25 protein-coding genes are annotated in these 24,436 nt (G+C 33.0%); 13 read left to right on the top strand and 12 right to left on the bottom strand.

Going from position 1 to position 24,436, the window contains the following annotated elements:
• Window positions 1-12: 12 nt before the first annotated feature.
• From ABD077_RS14660 to ABD077_RS14630, 7 genes are all read right to left on the bottom strand, one after another.
• Window positions 13-315, bottom strand: coding sequence for a hypothetical protein (locus ABD077_RS14660; protein ID WP_343913042.1), 303 nt, complete (start codon window positions 313-315; stop codon window positions 13-15).
• Window positions 316-372: 57 nt separating this feature from the next.
• Window positions 373-876, bottom strand: a complete 504-nt coding sequence (locus tag ABD077_RS14655; protein WP_343913041.1) for a GNAT family N-acetyltransferase — start codon at window positions 874-876, stop codon at window positions 373-375.
• Between the two features lie 112 nt (window positions 877-988).
• Complete coding sequence (locus ABD077_RS14650) at window positions 989-1,393, bottom strand: hypothetical protein (RefSeq protein WP_343913040.1); 405 nt, start codon at window positions 1,391-1,393, stop codon at window positions 989-991.
• A gap of 227 nt (window positions 1,394-1,620) precedes the next feature.
• Window positions 1,621-3,024 carry a TolC family protein gene (locus ABD077_RS14645; protein ID WP_343913039.1) on the bottom strand — a complete coding sequence of 468 codons (1,404 nt, stop codon included), beginning with the start codon at window positions 3,022-3,024 and terminating at the stop codon, window positions 1,621-1,623.
• Window positions 3,025-3,027: 3 nt separating this feature from the next.
• A complete protein-coding gene (locus ABD077_RS14640) occupies window positions 3,028-4,380 on the bottom strand; it encodes an HlyD family secretion protein (RefSeq protein WP_299608570.1) in 1,353 nt (450 codons plus the stop codon).
• Window positions 4,381-4,387: 7 nt separating this feature from the next.
• Complete coding sequence (locus ABD077_RS14635) at window positions 4,388-6,055, bottom strand: peptidase domain-containing ABC transporter (protein ID WP_299608573.1); 1,668 nt, start codon at window positions 6,053-6,055, stop codon at window positions 4,388-4,390.
• Window positions 6,048-6,734, bottom strand: a complete 687-nt coding sequence (locus ABD077_RS14630; protein ID WP_343913037.1) for a TetR/AcrR family transcriptional regulator — start codon at window positions 6,732-6,734, stop codon at window positions 6,048-6,050. The genes ABD077_RS14635 and ABD077_RS14630 overlap by 8 nt, the downstream gene beginning before the upstream one ends.
• Window positions 6,735-6,886: 152 nt before the next feature.
• Here ABD077_RS14630 and ABD077_RS14625 point away from each other — a divergent pair, with 152 nt between their 5' ends.
• Window positions 6,887-7,240 carry a hypothetical protein gene (locus ABD077_RS14625; protein WP_343913036.1) on the top strand — a complete coding sequence of 118 codons (354 nt, stop codon included), beginning with the start codon at window positions 6,887-6,889 and terminating at the stop codon, window positions 7,238-7,240.
• Window positions 7,241-7,274: 34 nt separating this feature from the next.
• Here ABD077_RS14625 and ABD077_RS14620 read toward each other — a convergent pair whose 3' ends face one another.
• Window positions 7,275-7,634: a hypothetical protein gene (locus tag ABD077_RS14620; RefSeq protein ID WP_343913035.1), complete on the bottom strand. Its 360-nt coding sequence runs from the start codon at window positions 7,632-7,634 to the stop codon at window positions 7,275-7,277.
• Between the two features lie 111 nt (window positions 7,635-7,745).
• On the opposite strand from ABD077_RS14620, the gene ABD077_RS14615 reads away from it, so the two are divergent.
• From ABD077_RS14615 to ABD077_RS14570, 10 genes are all read left to right on the top strand, one after another.
• Window positions 7,746-8,012: a recombinase family protein gene (locus ABD077_RS14615; RefSeq protein ID WP_299608585.1), complete on the top strand. Its 267-nt coding sequence runs from the start codon at window positions 7,746-7,748 to the stop codon at window positions 8,010-8,012.
• A gap of 66 nt (window positions 8,013-8,078) precedes the next feature.
• A complete protein-coding gene (locus tag ABD077_RS14610; RefSeq protein WP_299608586.1) occupies window positions 8,079-8,459 on the top strand; it encodes a group III truncated hemoglobin in 381 nt (126 codons plus the stop codon).
• 88 nt (window positions 8,460-8,547) lie between these two features.
• Entirely contained in the window at window positions 8,548-9,069 is a 522-nt protein-coding gene (locus ABD077_RS14605; protein ID WP_299901059.1) for a class I SAM-dependent methyltransferase, read from the top strand.
• Between the two features lie 21 nt (window positions 9,070-9,090).
• The gene (locus tag ABD077_RS14600; RefSeq protein ID WP_343913034.1) at window positions 9,091-9,948 is read left to right on the top strand and encodes a glycosyltransferase family 2 protein; all 858 of its coding nucleotides are present in this window, start codon (window positions 9,091-9,093) and stop codon (window positions 9,946-9,948) included.
• Between the two features lie 236 nt (window positions 9,949-10,184).
• Entirely contained in the window at window positions 10,185-12,488 is a 2,304-nt protein-coding gene (locus tag ABD077_RS14595) for a chondroitinase-B domain-containing protein (protein ID WP_343913033.1), read from the top strand.
• 122 nt (window positions 12,489-12,610) lie between these two features.
• The gene (locus ABD077_RS14590) at window positions 12,611-13,174 is read left to right on the top strand and encodes a TetR/AcrR family transcriptional regulator (RefSeq protein WP_343913032.1); all 564 of its coding nucleotides are present in this window, start codon (window positions 12,611-12,613) and stop codon (window positions 13,172-13,174) included.
• Window positions 13,175-13,238: 64 nt separating this feature from the next.
• The gene (locus ABD077_RS14585) at window positions 13,239-13,985 is read left to right on the top strand and encodes an SDR family NAD(P)-dependent oxidoreductase (protein ID WP_343913031.1); all 747 of its coding nucleotides are present in this window, start codon (window positions 13,239-13,241) and stop codon (window positions 13,983-13,985) included.
• A gap of 18 nt (window positions 13,986-14,003) precedes the next feature.
• Entirely contained in the window at window positions 14,004-14,309 is a 306-nt protein-coding gene (locus ABD077_RS14580; RefSeq protein ID WP_343913030.1) for a carboxymuconolactone decarboxylase family protein, read from the top strand.
• A 71-nt stretch (window positions 14,310-14,380) separates the two neighbouring features.
• A complete protein-coding gene (locus ABD077_RS14575) occupies window positions 14,381-15,430 on the top strand; it encodes a flavin monoamine oxidase family protein (protein ID WP_343913029.1) in 1,050 nt (349 codons plus the stop codon).
• Window positions 15,431-15,590: 160 nt separating this feature from the next.
• A complete protein-coding gene (locus ABD077_RS14570; RefSeq protein ID WP_343913028.1) occupies window positions 15,591-16,976 on the top strand; it encodes a TlpA family protein disulfide reductase in 1,386 nt (461 codons plus the stop codon).
• 69 nt (window positions 16,977-17,045) lie between these two features.
• On the opposite strand, the gene pafA is transcribed toward ABD077_RS14570, so the two are convergent.
• Entirely contained in the window at window positions 17,046-18,716 is a 1,671-nt protein-coding gene (gene pafA / locus ABD077_RS14565) for an alkaline phosphatase PafA (protein ID WP_343913027.1), read from the bottom strand.
• Window positions 18,717-18,831: 115 nt separating this feature from the next.
• On the opposite strand from pafA, the gene ABD077_RS14560 reads away from it, so the two are divergent.
• Together ABD077_RS14560 and ABD077_RS14555 are read left to right on the top strand one after the other, a co-directional pair.
• Entirely contained in the window at window positions 18,832-19,569 is a 738-nt protein-coding gene (locus ABD077_RS14560) for an MlaE family ABC transporter permease (protein WP_299608611.1), read from the top strand.
• Window positions 19,569-20,333 (top strand): ABC transporter ATP-binding protein, encoded by a 765-nt coding sequence (locus tag ABD077_RS14555; protein ID WP_343913026.1) that lies wholly within the window; start codon window positions 19,569-19,571, stop codon window positions 20,331-20,333. Before ABD077_RS14560 ends, ABD077_RS14555 begins: the two co-directional genes overlap by 1 nt.
• A 77-nt stretch (window positions 20,334-20,410) precedes the next feature.
• Here ABD077_RS14555 and ABD077_RS14550 read toward each other — a convergent pair whose 3' ends face one another.
• The 3 genes from ABD077_RS14550 to ABD077_RS14540 all read right to left on the bottom strand — a co-directional run bounded on the left by ABD077_RS14550 (window position 20,411) and on the right by ABD077_RS14540 (window position 24,432).
• On the bottom strand, window positions 20,411-20,767 hold the full coding sequence (locus ABD077_RS14550; protein ID WP_343913025.1) for a DoxX family protein: 357 nt from the start codon (window positions 20,765-20,767) through the stop codon (window positions 20,411-20,413).
• Between the two features lie 43 nt (window positions 20,768-20,810).
• Window positions 20,811-22,871: a M1 family metallopeptidase gene (locus tag ABD077_RS14545; protein ID WP_343913024.1), complete on the bottom strand. Its 2,061-nt coding sequence runs from the start codon at window positions 22,869-22,871 to the stop codon at window positions 20,811-20,813.
• A gap of 112 nt (window positions 22,872-22,983) precedes the next feature.
• The gene (locus ABD077_RS14540; protein ID WP_343913023.1) at window positions 22,984-24,432 is read right to left on the bottom strand and encodes a DUF389 domain-containing protein; all 1,449 of its coding nucleotides are present in this window, start codon (window positions 24,430-24,432) and stop codon (window positions 22,984-22,986) included.
• Window positions 24,433-24,436: the final 4 nt, after the last annotated feature.

Genomic DNA, 24,436 nt, shown 5'->3' with positions numbered 1-24,436 from the left:
GTGAAATCATAATTACAACTCCTCACCTTTTACCAAAAAACTGGATTTAATAGAAGCCTCTTTGAGATGCAGAAATTCTTTTCTGCGTTTGTCATTGGCAAAACTGATAAAATCCTCGTCAGAAGGGAATGATAAAAAGTGAATCTCGTATGGTAATTCTTCTTCATACAATATAAAGGTTTCTTTTGTAGGTCGTATTCTATAAATAAGTTTCCCATTATATTCACTCAATAAAGGAATTGCCATATCTTCAAACTCATGAAAAACACTTTCTTTTCCTTCTTTTATAAAAATTAGCATGGTTAAATAGATCATACTTAGAAATATTTAAAAAACATTGGTTAAGAACTACCTCGAAACTAATAAACACATTTATTTAAGCTTAAAAAACCTATGTTCATCGTATAATTTTCCATTTTTAAAAATGCCATTTTTAAAAATACCTTCTTTCTGAAATCCATTCTTTTCCAGTACTTTCATAGAAGCTTTATTGTAATCAAAAATGGCTGCATAGATCCTTTGTACGTTTAAATCATTAAATCCATATGCTGTTATTAAACGTACTGCTCTAGTGGCAATTTCATTTCCCCAAAAGGGTTCTCCTATCCAGTATCCAATCTCTGCTGATTTACGATATACATCTTGTTGTAGAATCGCTCCTATGACGCCACAGAGCTCTCCTTGGTAGACGATCCCAAAATTCTGTTTCGGATTTTCTTCTAGTGTTTGATTGATAAAATATTCAGCATCCTTTTCATCATATGGAAAAGGTATATAATCTCGTAAATTATCCCATATCTTCTTGTTATTAGCAAGCTTAGCCAATACCGATTTATCGGATATTTCTAAAGGTCTTAGTACAACATCTTGATCCATTTCTAAGTGTTTTTAGAGCATGTTGATCAAAAATACAAATTACTATGATTTGAAAAATCAAACTAGACGAACTTATAAATATGAAGATAGCAATATGATTGGCATATGATTATCAATCTCCAATAGATTCAGAATATTGCAAGAACATATTACAACCTGCTACTGACCATGCGTAGGTTTCTGCCAATTCTCTTTCTTTACTATTTTCTGCAGCGGTTCCTTCTGCTACGCACACCTTACGAATTCGATCAATTGCTTTTACCATCAGCGCATATAATCGGTTATCTGATCGGGTAATTACTGGAGATTGATTGGCGATTTCGAGATCATTTTTTATCGAAGCAATTTCACTACTTACTCCTACTTTCATTACTTGCATCATGGACACAAATCGAATTAATTCTGATAAAAATTTACTTGGCTTACAAAAGTATCCAGATCGAGCAGGATTGGGAATAGAATCTGCACTACTTTCACTTACAATTTGTGTAACCATCATAGAAAATGCGGTCGACATATTGAGTATTCTTTATAATTTACTTTAATGGGGTGTTTTCCATCGCTAAAAATACAGATCCTTGTTTTTTTTAAAAATAGGGGAATATACCCGATTTTCCATATTTTGCAATGATAGGGAATATTCCCATATTTTAATTATAAATAACTCAATAATTCTAGAAAAAATCACCAATGACAGATAACCCATTGATGCTCTACGATATACGGAACAGAAAAAGATAAAAATTATAAATTCTCTGGGTTTACTGCCAGATTTTTAAACAATTTAGCCTTGGTGCTAAAGTATTTATTTTGCAGCTTGTTTCGTTTTAACTCAGCGTCTATTAATTTACTTTCTCTGGAATTTATTAAAAAAACTGAGCTTTCGCCAAAACTAAATTTGCGCTCTTCCGCTTTTAAAAGAGTAGTATAATCATTTACAATATCAGCGATAAGTTGATTTTGCGTGGTAAAGGAATCCAATTCATTTGTGATTGCATTAACTTTATTTTCGATTTGTAATTGCACGCTAGCCAACTCGTATTGACTGTCCTGAATTTTATACTTCGCTAACTTTACAGCACCTCGTTCTTTACGCAAAAATAAAGGAAACGCAAAAGTCACTCCTCCTTTATAGTCAGCATTATTAAACGAATTAGCAACTTCTGGTGACGGTGTTAAAAAATTGTATTCTAAATTGATTTTTGGCAACAATTTATTTGCTTTTAATCTTCGATCCACTTCTAATCCTTCAATCTTGTAATTTAAAGATCTTAGCTTAGGATGATTTTCTAAATCCACTTCAGAAATCATAGCTTGTTGTATTTGCAGTGTCTGATCAATTACTGCGTCTACATTATTATCGGGTATAACATTAGGTTGTAATTCTATAGGGATATTATTTCCGATCCATAAAAAATTAGAAAGCTCTAAGGATGATTTCATCAACTTTACCTTAGACTGTTCCAAGCTCAATTGGCGATTCTGCACCGTAATTTTAGCTTCTACCGTATCTATAATGGCTTTATCACCTGCTAATGCACTTTTCTTTATTCCTTCAAAACGAGTTTGTGCATTGATTAAGAAATTCTGGTAAATTTCCTTTTCGTTATAAGCTTCCAACCAGTTAAAATAAGCCAAGGACGCATTATATAAAATCTCATTCACCAAAATATCTCTATCTGCTTTAGTCTGATCTCTAAACAACCTCGCTTTTTTAAGGGCGGCCATACGCTCATTAATGAGCAATCCCTGAGCGATAGGTACTGAAATTCCCGCACTATACAGTCCTTCATCAGGTACTGTTCTTTCAGGATTTAGAAAGATTCCTTCATTCTGTTCAAAATTTGCTTTTAACTCAATCCCATACCACGTTGGCACTTTAAAAGTAGCATTTAGCAAATCATAATATTCCGAACCTTTAAAATCTTTACGATCGTAATCAACTTCGATCTTGGGATCAAAACCTCCTCTTGACTTTAACAAGTTTGCTTCACCTACACTAATTGTTAGTTCCGCTTGCTTCGCAATAGGATGATGTTTCTTTACAAATCCTAAGTACTCTTGGAAATTAAGAATTAAAGGATTTTGCTCTTGCGAAAACAATGTTGCTGAGACAAAAAGAAAACTGAGTAACAAAAATTTGTTCATAGATTATTTTTTTGCTGTAGTGGCTACTTTATCTTCTGGCTGATAATAATTAGGAGGAAAACCATTTAATTGTCTCCAAAGCTCGAACCAAATAGGTACATCTTCTAATAAAGCAATGGTATTGGCTCCAGAACCTACCCGTATTCCATCAGGCCAAGCATGATCATTGGTATCTGGTGATATTAAAACTCTATACTTTCCGTTAGGACTTATAAAGGTTTCTACGGCTACAATTTTTCCTCCGTATGTACCGTAAGAAACATTGGGCCATCCACTAAAGATAATAGCCGGCCAACCGTCGAATTGTATCCTAACTTCCTCTCCAAGATGAACTAAAGGTAAATCAATTGGTCTTACAAAAGTTTCTACAGCCAAATCATAATCCGAAGGCATAATCCCTACCAATCGATCTCCTTCTTTAAATGTTTCTCCGATTCCTGATTGAATGGCTTTATTAATATACCCATTTTGAGGTGCTTTAATATAATAAAGGCCATTTCTAATCTCATAATTGGTATACTCGTTCTCCAGTTTTGTCACCTGCGCTTCAGCATCAAACTGACTGGATTGTGCCGTAAAACGATCACTCTGAGATTTTGAAATCTTCTCAGCATACTCTGCCTGAATTCTGTTCATCTCGATCTGTGCATTGATCACATCATTCTTACTAGCTAGTAATTTGTTTTCCTGAGAAATTAATTTTGCCTGTGTCTCCTGAAGTTTTAGTCGTTTCGTTTCTACATCTGTTAGCGATTTTAAACCTTCATTCTCTAATTGTAGCGTACGGTTATATTGTCTCTCTGCAATACTAATATTCGTCTTAGCTGCTTCAAGATCTATACTATCACTCTTAACTTTTAATCTAGACTGTAGTAGTTTATTATTGGCCTGCTTTAATTTTAAAGCTCGTTCTTGTGTAAGCGCCGTTACCTGATTTCCTAGTGCCTTTACTTTTTCTTCATAAGAAGTAACGGCCATAGATTTCGCTTTGATCTGCTTTCCAGTTCTCTCTACCAGATTTGGATCAAAATACTCATTCTTAATTTCAGAAATTCGTAAAATAGTATCGCCCTTTTTTACAAAATCTCCTTCTTTTACATACCATTCTTCTATTCGACCTGGAATAGGTGATTGGATTGTTTGTGGCCTTTGATCTGGCGTTAATGTGGTAACATAGCCAGTTCCCGAAATATTCTGCGTCCAAGGAAAAAATAAAATTATAAATACTATAATCGTAAAAGCTAATAAGAATCTATTAAAGTACTTATAATGGTCTTTCCCAAATACTTTCTGTGATGCTTTATACCCTAAAATATCAACAGTTTTATTCAATTTTTTATTTGAAATATTTAACATGACTCTTTTACTTTTCACTAATTATTTTACCATTATCCACTGTAATCACTCTACCACATCTTGAGATCCATTTCGTATTCTCACTTACAACCACTAGTGCCCAAGGATTTTCAGGATCTACCAGAAAGTCCATAATTCTGGTTGCTTCGGCTTCATTAAACTGATCTAAAGGATCTTTCAGTATTAATAATTTTGGTTTCGTAACGATCCCACGAGCTAATACTATTTTCTTAGCTACCGTAAACGGTATTTGTTTACCCTCTGGATATAACATAGTTAATAATCCTTTAGGCTGTTCTTTTACAAATTGTAGCAAACCTACTTTTTCCAAAGCCCAGTATACTTGCTCGCTAGAGATATTTGGATCTCCAAAAGTGATATTTTCTAAAATGGTTCCTTCAAAAGGAGATTCCTCGATCAAAGATTGCCCTATATATCCACGATAGTAGTTGAGATTCACTCCTTTTAGCGAAATATTATTGATATAGATACTTCCATTATCTGGTTCTATTAATCCGGCAATCAATCGCAAAAGTGTTGATTTACCTGAACCATTAGGTCCTTGAATTAGAATGGTGCAACTCTCTGTAATTTTTAATGAAATATCATCGATAATTTTTTTATCTCGATCTGGGACTGCATAAGAAACATGGTCTAACTCGATCTCAAATCCTTCATCATCTTTAAAAGGTTTTTCGCCTTCTTGAGGTTCTAATTCTTTGTCTACAACTTGACCTATCTTTTCTAGAGAAGTTAAAACATCATAAAAAGATTCTAATCCTACGATCAACTTTTCGACGGAACTTATCACTAAAATGATAATGATTTCCGCTGCAACAAATTGTCCGATATTCATTTGCTGATTTAATACAAGTACTCCACCAATAAGCAGCAGACCAGCCGTTACCAATACTTTAAAACCTATCATCTGAATAAATTGGAGTACTAAAATTCGGAAATGGCTCTCTCGAGAATCCAAATAATCCGCCACCAGATTATCATTTTTACTAAGCGCTAAACTTGTTCTTCCTGATAATTTGAAACTTACTATAGACCTAGCAACTTCTTGTATCCAATGTGCTACTTTGTATTTACTTTTGGATTCACTTAAACTTGTTTCCAATCCTTTTGTAGCAGTATACTTAAATACAATATAAATTAGCACCAATAGTAGTAATCCGTATATAATAAAAAACGGATGGTAAAAGGATAGTAATAAAAGCCCAAATACAATCTGTACCAATGCAGTTGGGAAATCAACCAAAATTTTAGATAATCCTTTTTGTATGGTTAGCGTATCAAAAAATCTATTCGCTAATTCGGGCGGATAGTAATTTCGTAACTCACTCATTTTTATTTTTGGAAATCTATACGTAAACTCAAATGAGGCTCTTGTAAAGATTTTTTGCTGCACATTTTCTATAATACGTATTTGCATAAACTGCAGTATTCCCACAAACAGCACACCAGCTGTTACCAAAATCACAAGAATCACCCAAGATGTACTCACCTGAGCTCCTTGCAACAAATTGATAATCGCCTGAATACCCAAAGGAAGCGATAAACTTACCAATCCAGCAAAAATTGCATAATAAAAAATCTGTAGAATATCTCTTTTGTCCAGCTTTAGTAACCCCATAAGACGTTGCCAAGCGGTAAGAATATTTTTAGCCATTAGTTGTGTGATTTAATGAATTAAATACTAAGTCGATAAAATAGGTTGTAGGGGTGATTTGGTCATCACAATCTGTTAATGACGAAAAATGATCTCTTAAAAAATGCTGATGTAAAGCACCTTCAGCTACAGTACTCGCTAAACTTGTAGGGTAACGATAGGTATTATCCACCTCTATGATCATATCTTTAATACGATTAATTAGTCTTTTATAAATAGAGAAATATCCTTCTTTATTTTCATTATCGACTTCTTTCGTCAGATACGATTTTGAATATTCGTTAATAACAATTTTATTAAGCAGTACTTCATTGATATGCGAAAATGCAGAATCCTCTTTAGTAGTTCTGGTAATAATTTCAATTGCTTTGGTTAGTTTTTCTTTGGCGTCTGAAATACTATTCGTTGTAAAGACCAACTGATATTCTAACCAACCCCAATACCACGAAGTAAGATACAATAAGAGTTTATGCTTGTTCTCGAAATATCTATAGATAGAGCTTTCATTAGAGCCAATCTTTGCTCCTAGTTTTTTGAAGGTAAAACTATCAAACCCTATATCATTTATTAAAAGAATACTGAACTCCACAATCTTCTTACCTAAATCAGAAGATTCTGGATCTTTTAAATATATATTATTGTTGATATTTACTTTTAAGTCTTGAAGTATGTATTTCATAAGTAAAACTATTTGACACAAAATTAATAGTATTACTATCATATTATAATATATTAACTATTATTTAACCATAGTTTATGTTTTAGTGTTAACCTAAATACCTGTAAATTTATAGTATACATTTCTCAATTATTAACTCAATACGTATAAACATGAAAAAATTAATTTTCCTTGCATGTCTTTCTATAGGCATACTGCAAGCTCAAGACTCGAACAAACTAAATTCCGAAACCGTGACTGTGGGAGACATTATTACCATTGGGGCACCTTCTCGAAACACTTATCGACACATTTTATTTCCAAAAACTAACTTTATCATAAAAAGAGGAGGAAACCCAAATTACAAGAAAATCAAAGGATTACAGGTAACCGTAACCGAAAGAGAAGAAAAAAAATCGAAGACCGTTATTACTGTAAAAAGAAAAGACGGAAAGAAGTTTTTTAATAGTTTAAACACAGTAAATATAGATCTTGAAGAGGCTATAAAAACAAAAGAAATTTATTAAAAAGGAGTGCTAAAAATCCTTTACAATTCTCAATCTAACGATCAAAATTATTAGTAATCTCAGCAAGTTTTTCTCTAATATCTTTATCATCAAGATATTGGAGTAAAACTTGTTTAAACAAATCACTTTTACCATATAAAGCTGCAGATTCTTGCATCATCTGCCCTTCTTTTAGCATATCCCCTTCTCCAGTAATCAGCCAAACTGGATTAATTTCTGTATACAATTGTATAATTTTTTCTATAAAATCACCACCAATATTACTATCCGCGGATTGTAATCTGTGCAAATAACCCGCGCTTGCCCCTATAGAAAGGCTAAAACTTCTTAAACTAACGCCTAGATGTGCTGCAAATAGGATAACTCTATCTAAAATTTTATCTTTTTTATCCAAAATATTGACTATTATTTGTGTATATCCAATATTTTATATAATATTGTATACCAAAACGATAACATTATATTCACAAAGATACTTATACCAAAAACATTAGCCAACTTATTTATGATCACACCAGAGGAGCGTGCTGCAATTCTAAAGGTTATTGGAAGTAAGCACGTAAAAAAAATACAAGCATATTTAAATCAAAACAAAATCTATAATCCGAATAAAAAAGAATATTCAAAAACTAGTATATCCTATATTCTCTCTGGCGAAAGGGAAAATGAAGTTGTTGAGAATGCCATTTTTGCATTTGCACATCAAAAAATGATCGAAAAAGAAAAACAACAAGAACTAAGAGATTTAATCGTATCCAAACAAAAAATGTAACCTGAAACCATCATTCTTGTCCATATACCTTGTAATTTTGTTCTTTTTAAGTAAATCAGGGTATTTTTGGACAAGAGTTTTATTAATGATATAAAAAGTCGCGAGGATATTGAATATATCCTTTGGGAATTTTATCGGCGAGCTATTAAAAACCACAAAATTGGTGTTTTCTTCACAGAAATTGCTCAAATCAATCTAGAAGATCACATACCCCATATCACTGATTTCTGGGAACAACAGTTATTCTATACTGGAAGTTATAAAAAAAACGTCTTACAAATTCATCAAAACTTAAACTCAAAAAAGACAATGCAAAAAATTGATTTTGATACGTGGATGGATTTATTTACAAGTGTTATAGATCAAAGCTTTAAAGGTGAAAAAGCCAATCTTATGAAAACAAGAGCGCTATCAATTGCTACAGTGATTCAATTAAAAATCAATTGATTCGTAACAAAATTTACCACAAACAACATCTGGATCTTGCTAAATGTCTATTTTTACATCCAATAGTAAGATTATAATTAGCAAGTAGATGTACGAAGGAACTTTTCCTCACAAGAGATACAAAGAAACACTAGAATTCTTAAGAGCGCATGTAACTGCTCCTGCTACGATACTGGATCTGGGAGTTCCCAATCCGTTTGTAGAATTTATGGAAAAAGAAGGTTATACAGTAAGTAATACATCTGGAGAAGATCTTGATCTAGAAACAAAAGCAGTAATGACCAGTGAAGCCGAAGTGGTCACTGCTTTCGAAATTTTCGAACACCTCATCGCTCCTTTCAATGTTTTAAGAGATATTAAAGCCAACAAATTAGTTGCTTCCATACCATTAAAACTCTGGTTTTCTCCAGCCTATAGAAGTAAAACAGATCCTTGGGATCGACATTATCATGAGTTTGAAGATTGGCAATTCGATTGGTTACTAGAAAAAGCTGGTTGGGAGATAAAAGCTAAAAAGAAATGGACACATCCAATTAAAAAAATTGGTTTTAGACCTTTACTAAGGTATTTTACACCACGATATTATATTGTATACGCAGAACGGAAATAGATTTTATCAATTCGGATACTTTTGAACATCTATATTGTCATACCAGCACATAACGAAGAACTTTTGATTGGTCAAACCTTAACATCATTAGTAAACCAAACAGTTCTACCAAAAAAGATAGTCGTAGTAGACGACAATTCTACCGATGGCACCTCTGCTAAAGTTCAAAAATTTATAGATAAACACCCTTATATTTCTTTAGTACATACGAACTCCTCTACAGATCATATGCCAGGAAGCAAAGTCATCAATGCTTTTTATCAGGGTTTTAAAACTTTAGACAGTAACTACGATATCATTTCTAAATTTGATGCTGATCTTATTTTTCCCAAAAACTATTTGGAAACTCTTATTGCTAATTTTAAAAACAATCCCAAAACAGGGATGTTCGGAGGTTTTTGTTATATCCAAAAAAACGATGCATGGGTTTTGGAAAACTTAACCAACAAGGATCATATCCGTGGTGCGCTAAAATCATATAGGAAAGCTTGTTTTGATGCTATTGGAGGATTAAAACCCGCAATGGGTTGGGACACTATAGATGAGCTACTAGCACAGTATCATAATTGGGAAATAAAGACAGACGCATCTTTACATGTAAAGCACTTAAAACCTACAGGTAACACTTATAATACAAAGGCCAAATACAAACAAGGTGAAGCTTTTTACAGAATGCGCTATGGCTTTATCATTACATTAATTGCTTCAATAAAATTGGCTTTATTAAAAAAGAAACCAAAACTAATTATTGATTATATCAGAGGTTTTTTAAAAGCAAAAAATGCACAGCAACCATTTCTAGTATCTGCTTCAGAAGGAACATTTATTCGAAAACTAAGATGGAAAAAAATGCTTAGCAAAATTTTGAAATCCATATAACTCCTTAATAGCTAATAGATCATTCTTCAAGATCACTTATAAAATATGAACCGTCTTATCATGTAATTCTGTTTTTTCATTATTTTAAGTTAAAATATCATCTAACTTGGTAGTTATAAAAATTAAAACTAAATTGCCTTCACACACACAATTTTAGGTATCCACTTCTACCGAAGCATTGAACAATTATAGTGTTTAGTGGGAAATGTTTAGTACGAATATTTCAAAAAAAACAAATGAAAAAAAGTGGATTCTACGGTTATTTAATGGCAATGCTTCTGGTTATCAATTCTTGTTCTGAAACGAACAAAACCAAAGCTTCTAATGACGACCAAACCGTAACCAATGTTAAAGAATTTAATGCAACCATTGTAAGTGCAAAACCTGGAGATGAGATCGTTTTAAAAAATGGTGTCTGGAAAGACGCCCATTTAGTAATCTCTGCCGAAGGAACAGAAGAAAAACCTATTCTCATTAGGGCAGAAGAAAAAGGTAAGGTGATTTTTTCAGGTAATACTTCTATAAAAATAGGTGGACAACATTTAATTTTAAAAGGATTTGTTTTTACAGATGGTTTTACCAAAGAAGATGCCTTAATAAGTTTCAAAACTGATGATGGTAAATTGGCTAATTATTGCAGATTAACAGAAATTGCAATCGATCATTTTAATCCAGAAAACAGATTTGACAAATCCGAATGGATCCATTTACATGGTCAGCATAATAGAGTAGATCATAGTTATTTTGGAGGAAAGTTAAACGCAGGAGTTACCTTAGTTGTTCGATTAAACAATAAAAATAGTCTTGAGAATCATCACCAGATTGATCATAACTATTTTGGCTATAGACCTAATCTTGGGTCCAACGGAGGAGAAACGCTAAGAGTAGGTGTCTCTACATATTCCTTGAGTCCATCCAGAACGATCATAGAAAATAACTATTTCGAACAGTGTGATGGAGAAGTAGAAATTGTCTCTCTAAAATCTAGTGATAACATTGTTAGAAATAATGTGTTTTATGAATCTGCAGGAGTATTAGCACTTAGACACGGAAATAGAAATCTAATAGAAAATAATTTCTTTATTGGAAACAATAAACCGGGAACAGGTGGTGTTCGTGTTATCAATGCAGGACATACTATAAAGAATAATCATTTTCAAGAACTAAAAGGAAAACGTTTCTTTGGAGCTTTACCTATAATGAATGGAGTACCTAACTCTTTAATAAATAGATACCATAAAGCTGAAAACACGGATATTGTAGGAAATAAATTTCTAAAGTGTGATCATATTCAGTTTGGAGTTGGAGCAGATAATGAGCGAACCGATCCTCCTATAGATATACGATTTACAAATAACATCTTTTACCATCCCAATAGAAAACAAGTGTTTGAAGCAATTTCTGAATATGGGACATTTACCTTTTCTGAAAATCAGGTAGTATCTTCAGATAAAACATTTAACCATAATGGTTTTCAAATAGCGAATCTAGAATTTACTAAAGATCCAGAAGATGGCTTATTAAAAAGCACGTCTTACAAACCTAAACTTCCTTTTACAAAAACAGAAGTAGGTCCTACTTGGTATACTCCTCAAAAAAAATACTATCAGATAGTCAATAAAAACTCCAACGCTGTACAAGTATCAGGAAATGAAAATGATGTTTTGTTCCAGGCCATTAAAAGTGCTTCTTCTGGAGATACGATCCGTTTAAAACCAGGAACATATACATTTTCTAAACCGTTGATATTGGATAAGTCCATTGTTCTTATCAATTCTGACAGTAAAACGCCGACAGTATTTACCTACGACAAAAATGAATTTCAAAAACCATTGATTATTATTGATAACGGAGGAAGTCTTTCCGTAGATGGTGTTATTTTCGATGGAGCATCTGAAAATGGTATTGCACAATCTGCAATTACAACTTCTTCAAAACCAATGATTGCTCATTATAAACTAAAGGTAAACAACTGCGAATTCAAGAATTTCGATGCAAGTAGAAAAACAGCATTTAGAGCTCACAAAAATACGTACGCAGATACGATTGTTTTTAAGAATTCTATATTTCATAATATTTCTGGAAATGCAATTAGCTTGGATGGCGAAAATGAAAATAGAGGTCGCTATAATGCGGAATATATCAAAATAGACAATTGTCATTTTAGTAAAGTAATGGGTAATGCAATATCCTTATTACGAATGGGTAATGATGAAAGTACGACTGGTCCCTTTTTAGAATTAAAAAACTCGACTTTTGTAAATGTAAACAACAAGGATCTTGGAAGCGTGGTACTATTATGGGGTGTTCAAAAACTGAATATGGATAATTTGGTTTTTGTTGATTCGGGAAAAGGAGGACGAGCAATAAAATATGAAGATCCAGGATGGGCTATTAGCACAATAGACCATATTAGCTTAATTAATTCTGGACGTATAGAATCTTTTGGAGATCGAACAGGACCTAACATCCAAAGAATAAACACCAACGACCCATTAACTTTTACACCAAAATATAAAGGATATACAGCATTGGATTAAGGCTTCATTTTTTTTTGAATTCTTTTATTCACTAAAACTTTTACCAAGTGTAAAACTTGTTACTCAAATCACAAAAGCAGACAAGTCTGTCTACTTCTGTGATTTTTTTATATATTTGTACCATGAGACACTCAAAAGTTAGGGATCATATCGTAACAACTGCTTCTAATTTATTCTATAGTAAAGGATATAATCTTACTGGAATCAATGAGATTATAAAAGAAGCTGGCATTGCCAAAGCTACGTTGTATAATCACTTCCCTTCTAAAGAGGATATATGTATCGCATACTTGCAATCCAAAAATGTCACTTTTACAAAAGATATCAATGCATTTGTAAATGAGGCAGCTCCAGGTAAAGATCGTATCTACGCACTATTTGAATTTTTAAAGTTGTTTTTTGACCAAAAAGACTTTAATGGATGTTGGTGTCTAAATACCTATACGGAAATGCCAAAAGAAAATGAAACTGTACGAGAAGAGATTCAGCAACAAAAGAATGATTTTATAGACTTCATTAAAGAATTGATTGTAGAAAATCATAGTCAAGAATCTGATAATGAAAATATGATGTTAGCCAGAAAAATATATTTGCTATATGAGGGAGCTATTTCAGAAAGCAAACTACATCAAAACACTTGGCCTATTGAAGCTTCGTTATCGCTATGTAAAAAAATTCTAGAATAAAAAAATTTGAACACAAAAAGACAGACTTGTCTGTCTAATTATTAATTAAACTAAATATAATACAATGACACAATTTAAAGACAAAGTAGCACTAGTAATTGGTGGAACAAGTGGAATCGGAAAAGCAACGGTAGAATCATTAATCAATGGTGGTGCTACAGTGCATGTAGTAGGAAGAAATACTTCTAAGATTGCGGATGGGGAAAATATCATTAAGCATCAGGTAGATATCACTAACAATAGTAATGTAGAACAATTACGTACTGCTATTGGTAATTTAGATCGTTTGGATTATTTAGTAAATGCTTCTGGTATTTTTGGACCAAAAGCATTTTTAGATCACACGGTAGAGGATTACGATTCATATCAAGATTTAAACAGAGGATTCTTTTTTATCACACAATCCGCTGCTCAAAAAATGAAAGAAAATAATAAAGGATCTATCGTAAATGTAGGTTCTATGTGGGCAAAACAAGCCGTAAAAGCCACACCTTCTTCTGCCTACTCAATGCAAAAAGCAGGATTACATTCTTTAACACAGCATCTGGCCATGGAACTTGCGGATCATGGTATCCGAGTAAATGCAGTATCTCCTGCAGTGGTAGAAACTCCAGTTTATAATGGTGTTTTTGGAGGTGCTGACGAAGCTAAAAAAGCACTAGTAGGATTTAATAACTTTCATCCGATTGGAAGAAATGGTACTGCACAGGATGTAGCTAATAGCATCACTTTCCTTTTATCGGATCAAGCATCTTGGGTAACAGGAGCTATTTGGGATACTGATGGAGGTGTAATCGCAGGAAGAAACTAAACCCCTAAAAGAATAGCTATGTATGACATGAACCACCTAAAGAAATTAGGTACACTAGGAAAGAATGCATCAGAAGCTATGAAAGCTTTTCAGGCTTTCGACAGCATTGCATTACAAGAAGGAGCAATTCCTGTGAAATATAAAGAACTCATGGCAGTTGCGGTTGCACTAACTACACAATGCCCATATTGTTTAGAAATTCATAAAAAGAATGCTATTAAGGCAGGTGCAACTCAAGAAGAATTAGCGGAAGCAACTTTTATTTCTGCTGCATTACGAGCAGGCGCCGCAGTTGTTCACGGCACACATTTAATGGATGATTAAATTCATAATCAGATTTTAGAAGTAAAACTCCTATTTTTAGGAGTTTTACTCTTTTATTTTTACACTACAAAATGAAAACAGAAGTACTTATCATAGGCGCTGGACTCACCGGTTTGTTATTAGCTTACAGGTTAAAAAATAGCGGTATTCCTGTAAAGGTTTTAGAAGCAAATCATAGAGTTGGAGGAAGAATACTAACTATAGACTCTGCAAAAAACACTCCAATAGAAATGGGTGCCACTTGGTTCGGAAACCACCATCAAAGACTACTACAATTATTAGAAGAGTTAGAAATCCCAATTTTTGAGCAATTTATGGAAGGGATTGCTCTTTTTGAACCGCTTTCTACAGCTCCTCCGCAAAAAATTCAATTACCTACGAATCAACAACCCAGTTATAGAATTCAGCATGGAACTAGCACTATTATTCATAAACTCTCATCTTTTCTGGACAACACAGAATTACTTGTTAACGAGAAAGTAGCGAACATCGAATATGAACATAATAAGTTCTCTATAAAAACAGAAGACAACACCTATTTCTCCGATAAAGTTGTCTCTACACTCCCACCAAGGCTTCTAGTAAACTCAATTGAAATACATCCGCCACTACCAATAGAACTAAACACTATCGCAAACAAAACCCACACATGGATGGGAGAATCTATTAAATTTGGGATTTCATACACAAAGCCATTTTGGAAAGAAAAAAAGTATTCTGGAACTGTTTTTAGTAATGTTGGCCCCATTACAGAATTATATGATCATTCTAATGTAGAAAATGATCGTTTTGCTTTAAAAGGGTTCCTGCAAAATGGAATGTCGGAATATTCAAAAGAGGAAAGAATTTCTAAAGTATTTAACCAATTACAAAAATTATTCGGTGATGATGCACTAAATTACTTATCATACGAAGATATGGTATGGAAAAACGAAATCTATACACTTTTTCCAGCATCAGAATTTATTTTCCCACATCAAAATAATGGCCATGCATATTATCAGCAAGGATATTTAAATAACAGTTTTTTCATCGGAGGAACAGAAACGTCTCCAATACATGGAGGATATATGGAAGGAGCAGTTCATAGTGCCGAATCTATCTACAAACAATTAATTTGAATTCCATCCCTTTTTATATTAGATGATCTTAGAATTAAATTCTATCTTTAAAAACAAATCTTACCTTTATGAAATAAACTAAGAGAATTAAATTTATAATAATCAAATGACTCTTTGATGATTCCGTCTCATCAGTAAAAACCATAAATATCCATAATAGATGAAAACTAAAATACTATATACTCTTATAACCGCCTTCTTATTAGCTTCTTGTTCTGAAGAAAAAACCGCCCCCGTTGAATACGTTATTTTTTCGGGAAAAGTAGTTCATAAAAATGCAGATAAACTCTCCGTTTCAGGAAGTGATTTTTCTAAAAAAATAAACATCTTAGAGGATGATACTTTTATGGATACTTTAGATATTACAAAAAATGGATACTATCGCTTTTCTATTGGTTCAGAATCATCTGAAATTTATCTAAAGAAAGGAGAAGACCTTAATCTTTCTATTGACACAAAAGAATTTGACGAATCTATACGATACACTGGAAAAGCAGCTAGTATGAATAGTTATCTTGCTACTAAATACCTAGTAAAAGAAAAATTTAGCGAAACTACTGGAAAAAGAGACAGTCTAAACAAATCGGTTCCGAAAGACTTTAAACAAAAAATTCTTTCACTCAAAAAAGACCTTTCAGAACTCCTTACAAATAGCAAAATAGCGGATACAAATTTTATTAGTGAACAATTAAGATATAATCATTATGATTATTTAGCATATACAAATGAATATCTAAATTATAACTATTTCGATTCGAGCAAGTTAGATACCATAACAAGTAAGTCATTAAAAGAAGAATTAACAAGTATTGATCTTGGCAACGAGAGCGACTATGCAATCTCAAATGCTTATAGGTTTCTAGTTTCCTCTAATTATGGTAGAGAGAAGAGAGAACAATCTTCTAAAGATAGTATTCCCTATTATGAAGCTTTTATCAATGGACTATCCGATGTTAAAAGTGACTATATTAGAAATAGTCTTATGGATGAAATGACATGGTATATATCGGCAGGAAATCCGGAGTCTGAAAAAATATATACATCTTTAATGGATAAGTCAACTGACACAGCTTTTCAAAGAAGAATTACAGAAAGTTTTAATAAAATCAAATTGTTGACAAAAGGGAACAACTCTCCTACTTTCGATTATGAAAACTACAGCGGTGGTTCTACAAGCCTTGCTGATTTAAAAGATCATTATGTATATATCGATGTATGGGCAACTTGGTGTAAACCTTGTATAGCAGAAATTCCGTCATTAAAAAAACTCGAAAAAGAATATGATGAGAAAATTAAGTTTGTTAGTATTTCTGTAGATAACAAGAAAGACCATGATGCCTGGAAGACTATGATAAAAGAAAAAGAACTTTCAGGAATTCAACTATTTGCTGATAACAGTTGGAGTTCGAAATTTGTACAGGACTACGACATTAAAGGTATTCCAAGGTTTATTTTAATCGACAAAGAAGGTAAAATTGTAAATGCCGATGCGCCAAGACCTTCAGATCCAAGATTAGTTAATCTTTTTAAGGAATTAAAACTATAATAAAGGAATTCTATTATAAAAATAAACCCCTTATTATACTTGATAATAAGGGATCTTTTAGTAGTATTTTTATTTTTCATCGAGCACGAATGATAATACATCACCAGTAGCTCCATTAGGAAATGTAATTCCCAACAAGGTTGAAATGGTTGGTGCTATATCTGGAATAGTCGTTTTTTGCGTAGTACTTCCTTGTTTAATTCCTTTTCCCATAAATAATAATGGTGCATGTGTATCATAATTTAGACCACTCCCATGAGTAGAACCTGTTCTAGAATATGCAATCGTAGAAGGATTCAATACATATACTACATCACCACTTCTTTTTTGGTTATATCCTTTTTGAATCAGTGCAGCAATACCTTCGGTAAATGTTCCCGTTTGCAATTGCTCTCTGGTAAAAACCTTATCAATCTTATCATACTGTAATATATGATGCGCTACTGCTTTTTGTAATTCCTGTGCATCAATATTATTTTTCTCTAACACATCATACGCAAAAAATACCTGGTCATTAGCTACTTTCTCTATTAACCCTTTTACTTTAAAGGTTTTCTTGGTGAATTCCATAATACTGGTTGCTATTTCAACCATATCAAAATAACCAGAAGGTATATTTACTTTTTGTAGATATGAGGGCACATGCACCGCACCATGATCTGCAGTTAAGAAAATCGTGTAGTTTCCTTTTCCAATTTTAGCATCCAATGTTGTAAAAAAGCGCTCTAGATCTTTGTCTAAACGTAGATACGTGTCTTGTACCTCTTTAGAGTTTACTCCAAAATTATGTCCAACATAATCAGTACTAGAAAAACTAAGAGTAAGTACATCAGTAATATCATCCGCTCCCAGCGACTCTCCATCCAATGCGGCAATTGCAAAATCTGTGGTTAAGCTATTACCAAATGCAGATCCTTTGATAATATCGTACCCTGCATTTTGATCTTTAAGTTGTGCTAAATCATAAGGAAACGTAGCTTTTTCTTTTCCTTTAAAACCTCTTTCAAAATCATTTTCATCATCACCGCTTTCTTCATAAGTAGAAATATCGTACAAAGTATTCCATTCCTTTAAGTAAGATGCTGCGACATCCGAATTATTAAATTTTTCCACCCAATCCGGTAAATCATCTCTATAATATGTGCTCGTAATCCATTTTCCTTCATCCTTTCCTCTAAACCAATATGCACCATTTGCTGAATGACCAGCAGGTAAAATTGCTCCTCGATCTTTTATGGCAATCCCAATACTTTTTCCTTTTAGTTGTGTATGTAACCTGTTTTGATCTGCAAATGTGGTTGTTTTCATTCGCCGAGGAGACATCCTTTCCATCTCACTATCCGAACCTACAGCTCTTACCAAAGAATCACTCGCGCAATACACCATAGCTTTTCCGAATTTATCATACCAATTATTCGAAATAATTCCATGATTCTGAGGTGTAGTACCTGTAAAAACCGAAGCATGTCCAGGACCTGTATACGTAGGAATATAATTAAAATGATTATTCTTACAATTAAATCCTTCTTTTATCATTCTTTTAAAACCTCCTTCTCCAAAACGATCATAAAATCGAGTTAAATAATCATATCGCATTTGATCTACTACAATACCAACGACCAATTTTGGACGTACAGAAATTGCTTGATCAGAATTAACAGCTACCACATTCGCTTCTTTTGTGTTGCATTGAATGGTGATAACTAACAAAATTATACCTAAAAAAATCTTCCTTATCATTTCTTGTTTTTGTTTGGATGACAAAAATACCATATCCACAAAAGTAAAACTTTAATAGAAGGTTAAATGCTGTCGATATTTTTTTTTCTATTTTAGCCCTTCTAACGAAGAGTTTATGTTTTATCTCGACGATATAGGTCGCTATTTTTTAATGTTAAGAGGCGTTTTTAGTCGAATGACTAAAGGGTCCGTACTTAAAAATTTGATTTTCAAAGAAATTAATGACCTTATTCTTGGGTCTTTAGGAATTACAGTGTTTTTAGCATTCTTTATCGGAGCCGTAGTTGCGATTCAAACTGCATTAAATCTCACCAATCCTTTGATTCCGAAACAGCTCATTGGTTTTGCATCTAGACAATCGGTAATATTAGAATTTGCTCCTACTTTTTTATCGGTGATTATGGCTGGTAAAGTAGGTTCATATATCACTTCTAGTATTGGTACCATGAGAGTTACTGAACAAATTGATGCTTTGGAGGTAATGGGAATTAATTCTCTAAACTACTTAGTTTTCCCAAAGGTTATCGCGATGTTTATGTACCCATTTGTAATTGCCATAGCTATGTTTGTGGGGATATTCGGAGCTTATATCGCAGGTGTTTATGGAGGTTTTGTATCTGGTACTGAATTTTTAGCAGGACTTAGAGAAGAGTTCATTCCATATCATTTGGTATATGCTTTTATAAAAACAACCATTTTTGCTTTCTTATTAGCAACGATCCCTTCTTTTCATGGGTATTATATGAAAGGTGGTGCCTTAGGTGTGGGTAAAGCCAGTACCTCTGCATTCGTATGGACAACAGTAGTAATTATTATAGCTAATTATGTACTAACTCAATTATTATTAAGCTAATGATAGAAGTAAAAGACATACATAAAGGGTTTAATGGAGAAGAAATTTTAAAAGGAATTACTACTACCTTCGAACGAGGAAAAACCAATCTAATTATTGGTACTAGTGGAAGTGGTAAAACAGTTTTCTTAAAATGTATGCTTGGTTTGTTTACTCCAGAGCAAGGAAGTATTTGTTATGATGGTGCTACTTATTCTGAGCTAAACGAACAACAGCAAAGAGATCTGAGAGAGCAAATGGGAATGGTTTTTCAGGGAAGTGCATTATTTGATTCTATGACGGTAGAAGAAAATGTGATGTTTCCTTTGATGATGTTTACAAAACAAAAAAAGGAAGAAATGCTGGTACGTGTAAACGAGGTATTAGCACGTGTAAATCTAGAAAATGCAAACAGCAAGCTTCCTTCAGAAATAAGTGGTGGTATGCAGAAACGTGTTGCGATTGCAAGGGCAATCGTAACAAGACCAAAATACTTGTTTTGCGATGAACCAAACTCTGGTCTGGATCCTAGAACAGCAATCGTTATTGACAACCTCATCAAGGAGATTACTGAAGAAAATGACATTACTACCATCATTAATACACATGATATGAATTCTGTTATGGAAATTGGAGAAAAGATTGTCTTCCTACGATATGGTCATTTAGAATGGGAAGGTGATAAAAGTCAAATTTTCCGAACGGATAACGAAGCCGTTACCGAGTTTGTATACTCTTCTAACCTATTCAAAAAAGTTAGAGACGCACAATTAAAAGGATTGTAACAACAACTCAAATAAGAGCTATTCTCGTTTACTTTCTAATGACAACTCTTTAAAGTGTCGATTTTAAAAACTAAAATTTACATTTTTAGGATTTTATGCAAATACATATGAGAAAGTATCAGCAATCCAATAAAAACTATATTTATTAACAAGATGAATATAGAGTCTTTATGAGCAATATGTGCTACGATTGCAGTTATAAAGAATAATCCAATACCTGCATATGCCCATTCTTTTATCTGAAGCGGAACTTGTGGAATTATTAATATAAGGATTGCTAATATCTTAAGGATCGCTAATTGTATTCTAAAAAAATCCGGAAATCCCAACTCTCTAACGCCATCAATAGTAGCTTTGCTAAACATATAAGAATATGAGCTCCACATTAAAAACAGAGCAATTAGCGAAGTTGATATCCAGTATATTAATTTCATCCAATTTTTAGATTTTTAGATTTTTAGAAAACAAGCAATTATATCATTTCTTAATTCCTTTAAGCTTTAAATTATATTTTGGATACTCAAGTTCAATTTCGTCCCTACCTGATACATCCTCTAGATATTTTAAAACTCCTGTTTTGTCCGAAGTATTAAAATTAACTGAATCTTTAGGAATAAGAATTGTATTTAGCCATACCCAAGAATTCGAATAAATAACTAAAGCCTCATTTTCTTTTGCAATGCTCAATTCTATATTATAATCTTCTACATAATAATTACCAACGATTGAACTCTTTACTCCCTTTTCTTCATAGCTATCTTTTAAAGGAGGGAAAAAATTATCTGTTTCATTAAAATCAGGAAAATCTGAATTCAACACTATTGATTCCACTTGATCATGATTTGGGACTGGAATAGCATAAGTTCTATTATCATTTTTCCAGACAGAAAGATCTATAATTTTAGAGTAGCTTTTTTTTGAATTTTTATAGACTACGTCAATACTTATTGGTATTGGTTTGTATCCTACTTTCTCCACAATTAATTTTCCTTCCTCAAATGATTTGATTCCTACATCAGGATATCCCATTTCAAAATACCAGGGCTCCCAGAAAAAACTTAAATCCTCTCCACTCACATTCTCAAATGTATTAAAGAAATCATATGGTGTTGGTGACTTCTTTGCCCATCTCTTTACATAAGAATTAAAGCATTTGAAAAATTTTTCTTCTCCTAAATATTGATATAGCAAAGCGTAAGTAAGCGAAGGCAAACTATAGGCTTGATATCCGTAACTATCACCAGTGTATTGAGAAGACGTTACCGTTGGTAAATCTCCAATAGTACCCAAAGTACCTTGTGTCACTAATTTAAAACGAGAGTAAAAAGAATTAGATTTATCTTCATTGAAAAATTTATGAATCACTAAATTCTCCATAAAGTCCGCCCAACCTTCATCCATCCATGCGAATCGTCTCTCGTTTATTCTAACATACATTGGAAAATACATATGAAACAACTCATGAACAGTAACCGGCACCCCAGAACCACCATTATTAGCCATCATCGGAAATTCCATACCACTTCCAGAATATCTAAGACCGATGAATGTTGAAAAAACGGGATAAGGATAAGGAATACCAGGGACATCTTCAGAAAAGTGCTTCATTACCTTTTGCTGAATAGAAGTAAGTTTCTTGTGTTTTTCAGCCTTACCTTTAGGAAACGCAGAATTAATTAGTACATCTTTCCCAGCAACATTTACCGAAGCTGCATGCCATAAATAATGATCACTCATCGCAAAGGCAAAGTCCGTAACTTCTTTTGCCGTAAAGTTCCAAGTATTATGTTTTAGTTTTAGTCCTTCTAGATCTTTCTCATTAACAACTTCTATTACCTCTTTAGATTCTTTTGCTTTTAAAAATTTTTTGTAAATATTATTAGGCAATACCTTTTCACCATTCTCCAACGTACCAGTAGCCCAAACTAGAAAATTATCTGGAACTGTAATATTTACATCAAAATTAGATAGATTGTTATAAAATTCAGTATCTAAAGTATAATCTAGCCTATCCCAACCAAAAATATCATCATAAACGGATACTTGTGGATACCAATATCCTACAAAAAAAGAAGTATCATCTTTTGCTCCTGTTCTGTCAAGAGTTAATGTCACTTTTTGTTGCCATTCAAATTCTATCTTTAAATCTTGACCTGACTTTAAAGGTTCTCTTAGTCTAATAGTCAAATTGGTGCCATATCTTTTGATTTTATCACTATTAGCAAGATCATAATTAACTCCATCAACGATAATCGTTTTTAACTCCACACCTTCTCCTATATCTTTAGGGTTTACACGTGAATCTCTTTTATTTCCTTTTTTAAATACATCATAATATAAACGTATAACTATTTCAGATAATTCATCTGGGCTATTATTGATAAAATTCACAATTTCACTTCCTTCCACTATTCTTGTCTCCGGAAATACCTTAACGTTTATTTTATAATCAACAGAATTTTGCCAATATTTTTTTCCTGGTTTACCATCAACAGATCTAGTTTGATTTTTGTAGGCCTTTTGTATTTCCCTTGGCACATGTAAACTACTTTGGGAGTGGACAATTGAAATCGCACATAAAATAAGTAGAATACTTATTATTTTTGGTCTAATCATTTTGTAAGCTTAAACTTATTCCTAAAATCGGCTATTACCTCACCAATAAAGTATCCGCCTTTAGTTCTACAGTAATCCATTCTCGTAAATCCTTATTTCTAACCGTATTCAAGCTATCAGAAACCTGAAATTTCCATTGCGGGAAGATAACTTTTACGGTATCTACTTTTAAGAAATTAGATTGTAACACTTCTCCATATCCTAACTCAGAAAGATCTGGGAAACGAATTTTAGCGTCTTTTGCGATATTATTATAAGGAAGTATATCTACGGGAACTACTTTTTGCGCCTCTGTTAATTGCGTTTCAAGCAAAGCTAGACGAATTTTCAAATCTTCTACTTTATCCAACAAGGCTTCATTCTCCGTTTCTAATCGATTCAACTCTACGATGTATCGATCATTCGCTTTTGATATTTGTTCGATTCCTCGTGCTTTATTACCACTGATTTTCAGTGTAAAGTCACTGATATGTTCATATTTTTCAAGTTCATTTTGCAAATCGCTAACAGTTGCATCTGCAATCTCTCCATCAAAATATAGCTTGATCGACTTATTATCATAATCATAAAACTCCTTGCGTAAATATAAACTTTCATTTGCTTCTATTTCATTAGCTAAAAACCCTTTATAATCTCGATCGGCATTTGTTTCATTAAGGATATTATAAAAGGTCCAAATTGCTGGTATCACCATGATAATTGCTACTGCAGAGGCTATTCTAGCAGTAAGTTTTCTTTTAGCTGCATTGGCATAACGCAACATTGGAAAACGTAACAACTTTGCTACAATAAAAGTAGATAAGGCAATAAAAATTGCATTAATACTAAATAAATACAAAGCACCTAACGCATATCCTGCATTTAGCTCAGCAATCCCATATCCTACCGTACACAAAGGAGGCATTAATGCTGTAGCTATTGCTACTCCTGCGATAGCATTAGGCATAGTCCCTTTTTTAGATTTAGCCACAATTAGTGCTAAACCACCTGATATAGCTACAAATACGTCTAAAATAGTAGGAGCAGTTCTCGATTCTAACTCAGGCGTTAATTCTGTTAACGGAGATAAGGCAAAATATAACGTAGCAGTAAGTACACTAAGTCCAACCATTACTCCTAGATTCACAAAAGAACGCTTGAGTGTATCGATATCATTAATGGCAATTGACAATCCTACTCCAACGATTGGACCCATTAATGGAGATATTAACATGGCTCCAATAACCACTGCTGTAGAACTAACATTTAAACCAATAGAAGCCACAAATACTGAAAATATCAAAATCCAAGCCGTATGCCCCTTAAAAGGTATATCCTTTTTTACATCTTCTATGGTTTGATCCCGATCAGTATCAGATCTTATATCCAATAAGCCAGAAAGAAATAGCTTCATACTTTCAAAAAGTCCTTTGGCATCTCTTTTTACAGATTCTTTGTGTCCTTCGTGATCTGAATTAATGGGCTGATTTGTATTTTCTTCCATTCGT

Origin of the sequence: Aquimarina litoralis, from assembly GCF_039523995.1 — a bacterium.
Lineage (GTDB): Bacteria > Bacteroidota > Bacteroidia > Flavobacteriales > Flavobacteriaceae > Aquimarina > Aquimarina litoralis.
The sequence above is the reverse complement of the archived record's forward strand: the minus strand, read 5'-3'. Positions and strand labels throughout refer to the sequence as shown.

What these genes read in the sequence shown, in the direction of transcription:
- ABD077_RS14630 (WP_343913037.1), bottom strand. Translation starts at nt 6,734, where the DNA reads ATGAAATACATACTTCAAGACTTAAAAGTAAATATCAACAATAATATA.
- ABD077_RS14575 (WP_343913029.1), top strand. Translation starts at nt 14,381, where the DNA reads ATGAAAACAGAAGTACTTATCATAGGCGCTGGACTCACCGGTTTGTTA.
- ABD077_RS14540 (WP_343913023.1), bottom strand. Translation starts at nt 24,432, where the DNA reads ATGGAAGAAAATACAAATCAGCCCATTAATTCAGATCACGAAGGACAC.
- ABD077_RS14570 (WP_343913028.1), top strand. Translation starts at nt 15,591, where the DNA reads ATGAAAACTAAAATACTATATACTCTTATAACCGCCTTCTTATTAGCT.
- ABD077_RS14560 (WP_299608611.1), top strand. Translation starts at nt 18,832, where the DNA reads ATGTTTTATCTCGACGATATAGGTCGCTATTTTTTAATGTTAAGAGGC.
- ABD077_RS14585 (WP_343913031.1), top strand. Translation starts at nt 13,239, where the DNA reads ATGACACAATTTAAAGACAAAGTAGCACTAGTAATTGGTGGAACAAGT.
- pafA (WP_343913027.1), bottom strand. Translation starts at nt 18,716, where the DNA reads ATGATAAGGAAGATTTTTTTAGGTATAATTTTGTTAGTTATCACCATT.
- ABD077_RS14660 (WP_343913042.1), bottom strand. Translation starts at nt 315, where the DNA reads ATGATCTATTTAACCATGCTAATTTTTATAAAAGAAGGAAAAGAAAGT.
- ABD077_RS14625 (WP_343913036.1), top strand. Translation starts at nt 6,887, where the DNA reads ATGAAAAAATTAATTTTCCTTGCATGTCTTTCTATAGGCATACTGCAA.
- ABD077_RS14655 (WP_343913041.1), bottom strand. Translation starts at nt 876, where the DNA reads ATGGATCAAGATGTTGTACTAAGACCTTTAGAAATATCCGATAAATCG.
- ABD077_RS14645 (WP_343913039.1), bottom strand. Translation starts at nt 3,024, where the DNA reads ATGAACAAATTTTTGTTACTCAGTTTTCTTTTTGTCTCAGCAACATTG.
- ABD077_RS14635 (WP_299608573.1), bottom strand. Translation starts at nt 6,055, where the DNA reads ATGGCTAAAAATATTCTTACCGCTTGGCAACGTCTTATGGGGTTACTA.
- ABD077_RS14590 (WP_343913032.1), top strand. Translation starts at nt 12,611, where the DNA reads ATGAGACACTCAAAAGTTAGGGATCATATCGTAACAACTGCTTCTAAT.
- ABD077_RS14595 (WP_343913033.1), top strand. Translation starts at nt 10,185, where the DNA reads ATGAAAAAAAGTGGATTCTACGGTTATTTAATGGCAATGCTTCTGGTT.
- ABD077_RS14605 (WP_299901059.1), top strand. Translation starts at nt 8,548, where the DNA reads ATGTACGAAGGAACTTTTCCTCACAAGAGATACAAAGAAACACTAGAA.
- ABD077_RS14550 (WP_343913025.1), bottom strand. Translation starts at nt 20,767, where the DNA reads ATGAAATTAATATACTGGATATCAACTTCGCTAATTGCTCTGTTTTTA.
- ABD077_RS14580 (WP_343913030.1), top strand. Translation starts at nt 14,004, where the DNA reads ATGTATGACATGAACCACCTAAAGAAATTAGGTACACTAGGAAAGAAT.
- ABD077_RS14555 (WP_343913026.1), top strand. Translation starts at nt 19,569, where the DNA reads ATGATAGAAGTAAAAGACATACATAAAGGGTTTAATGGAGAAGAAATT.
- ABD077_RS14640 (WP_299608570.1), bottom strand. Translation starts at nt 4,380, where the DNA reads ATGTTAAATATTTCAAATAAAAAATTGAATAAAACTGTTGATATTTTA.
- ABD077_RS14615 (WP_299608585.1), top strand. Translation starts at nt 7,746, where the DNA reads ATGATCACACCAGAGGAGCGTGCTGCAATTCTAAAGGTTATTGGAAGT.
- ABD077_RS14650 (WP_343913040.1), bottom strand. Translation starts at nt 1,393, where the DNA reads ATGTCGACCGCATTTTCTATGATGGTTACACAAATTGTAAGTGAAAGT.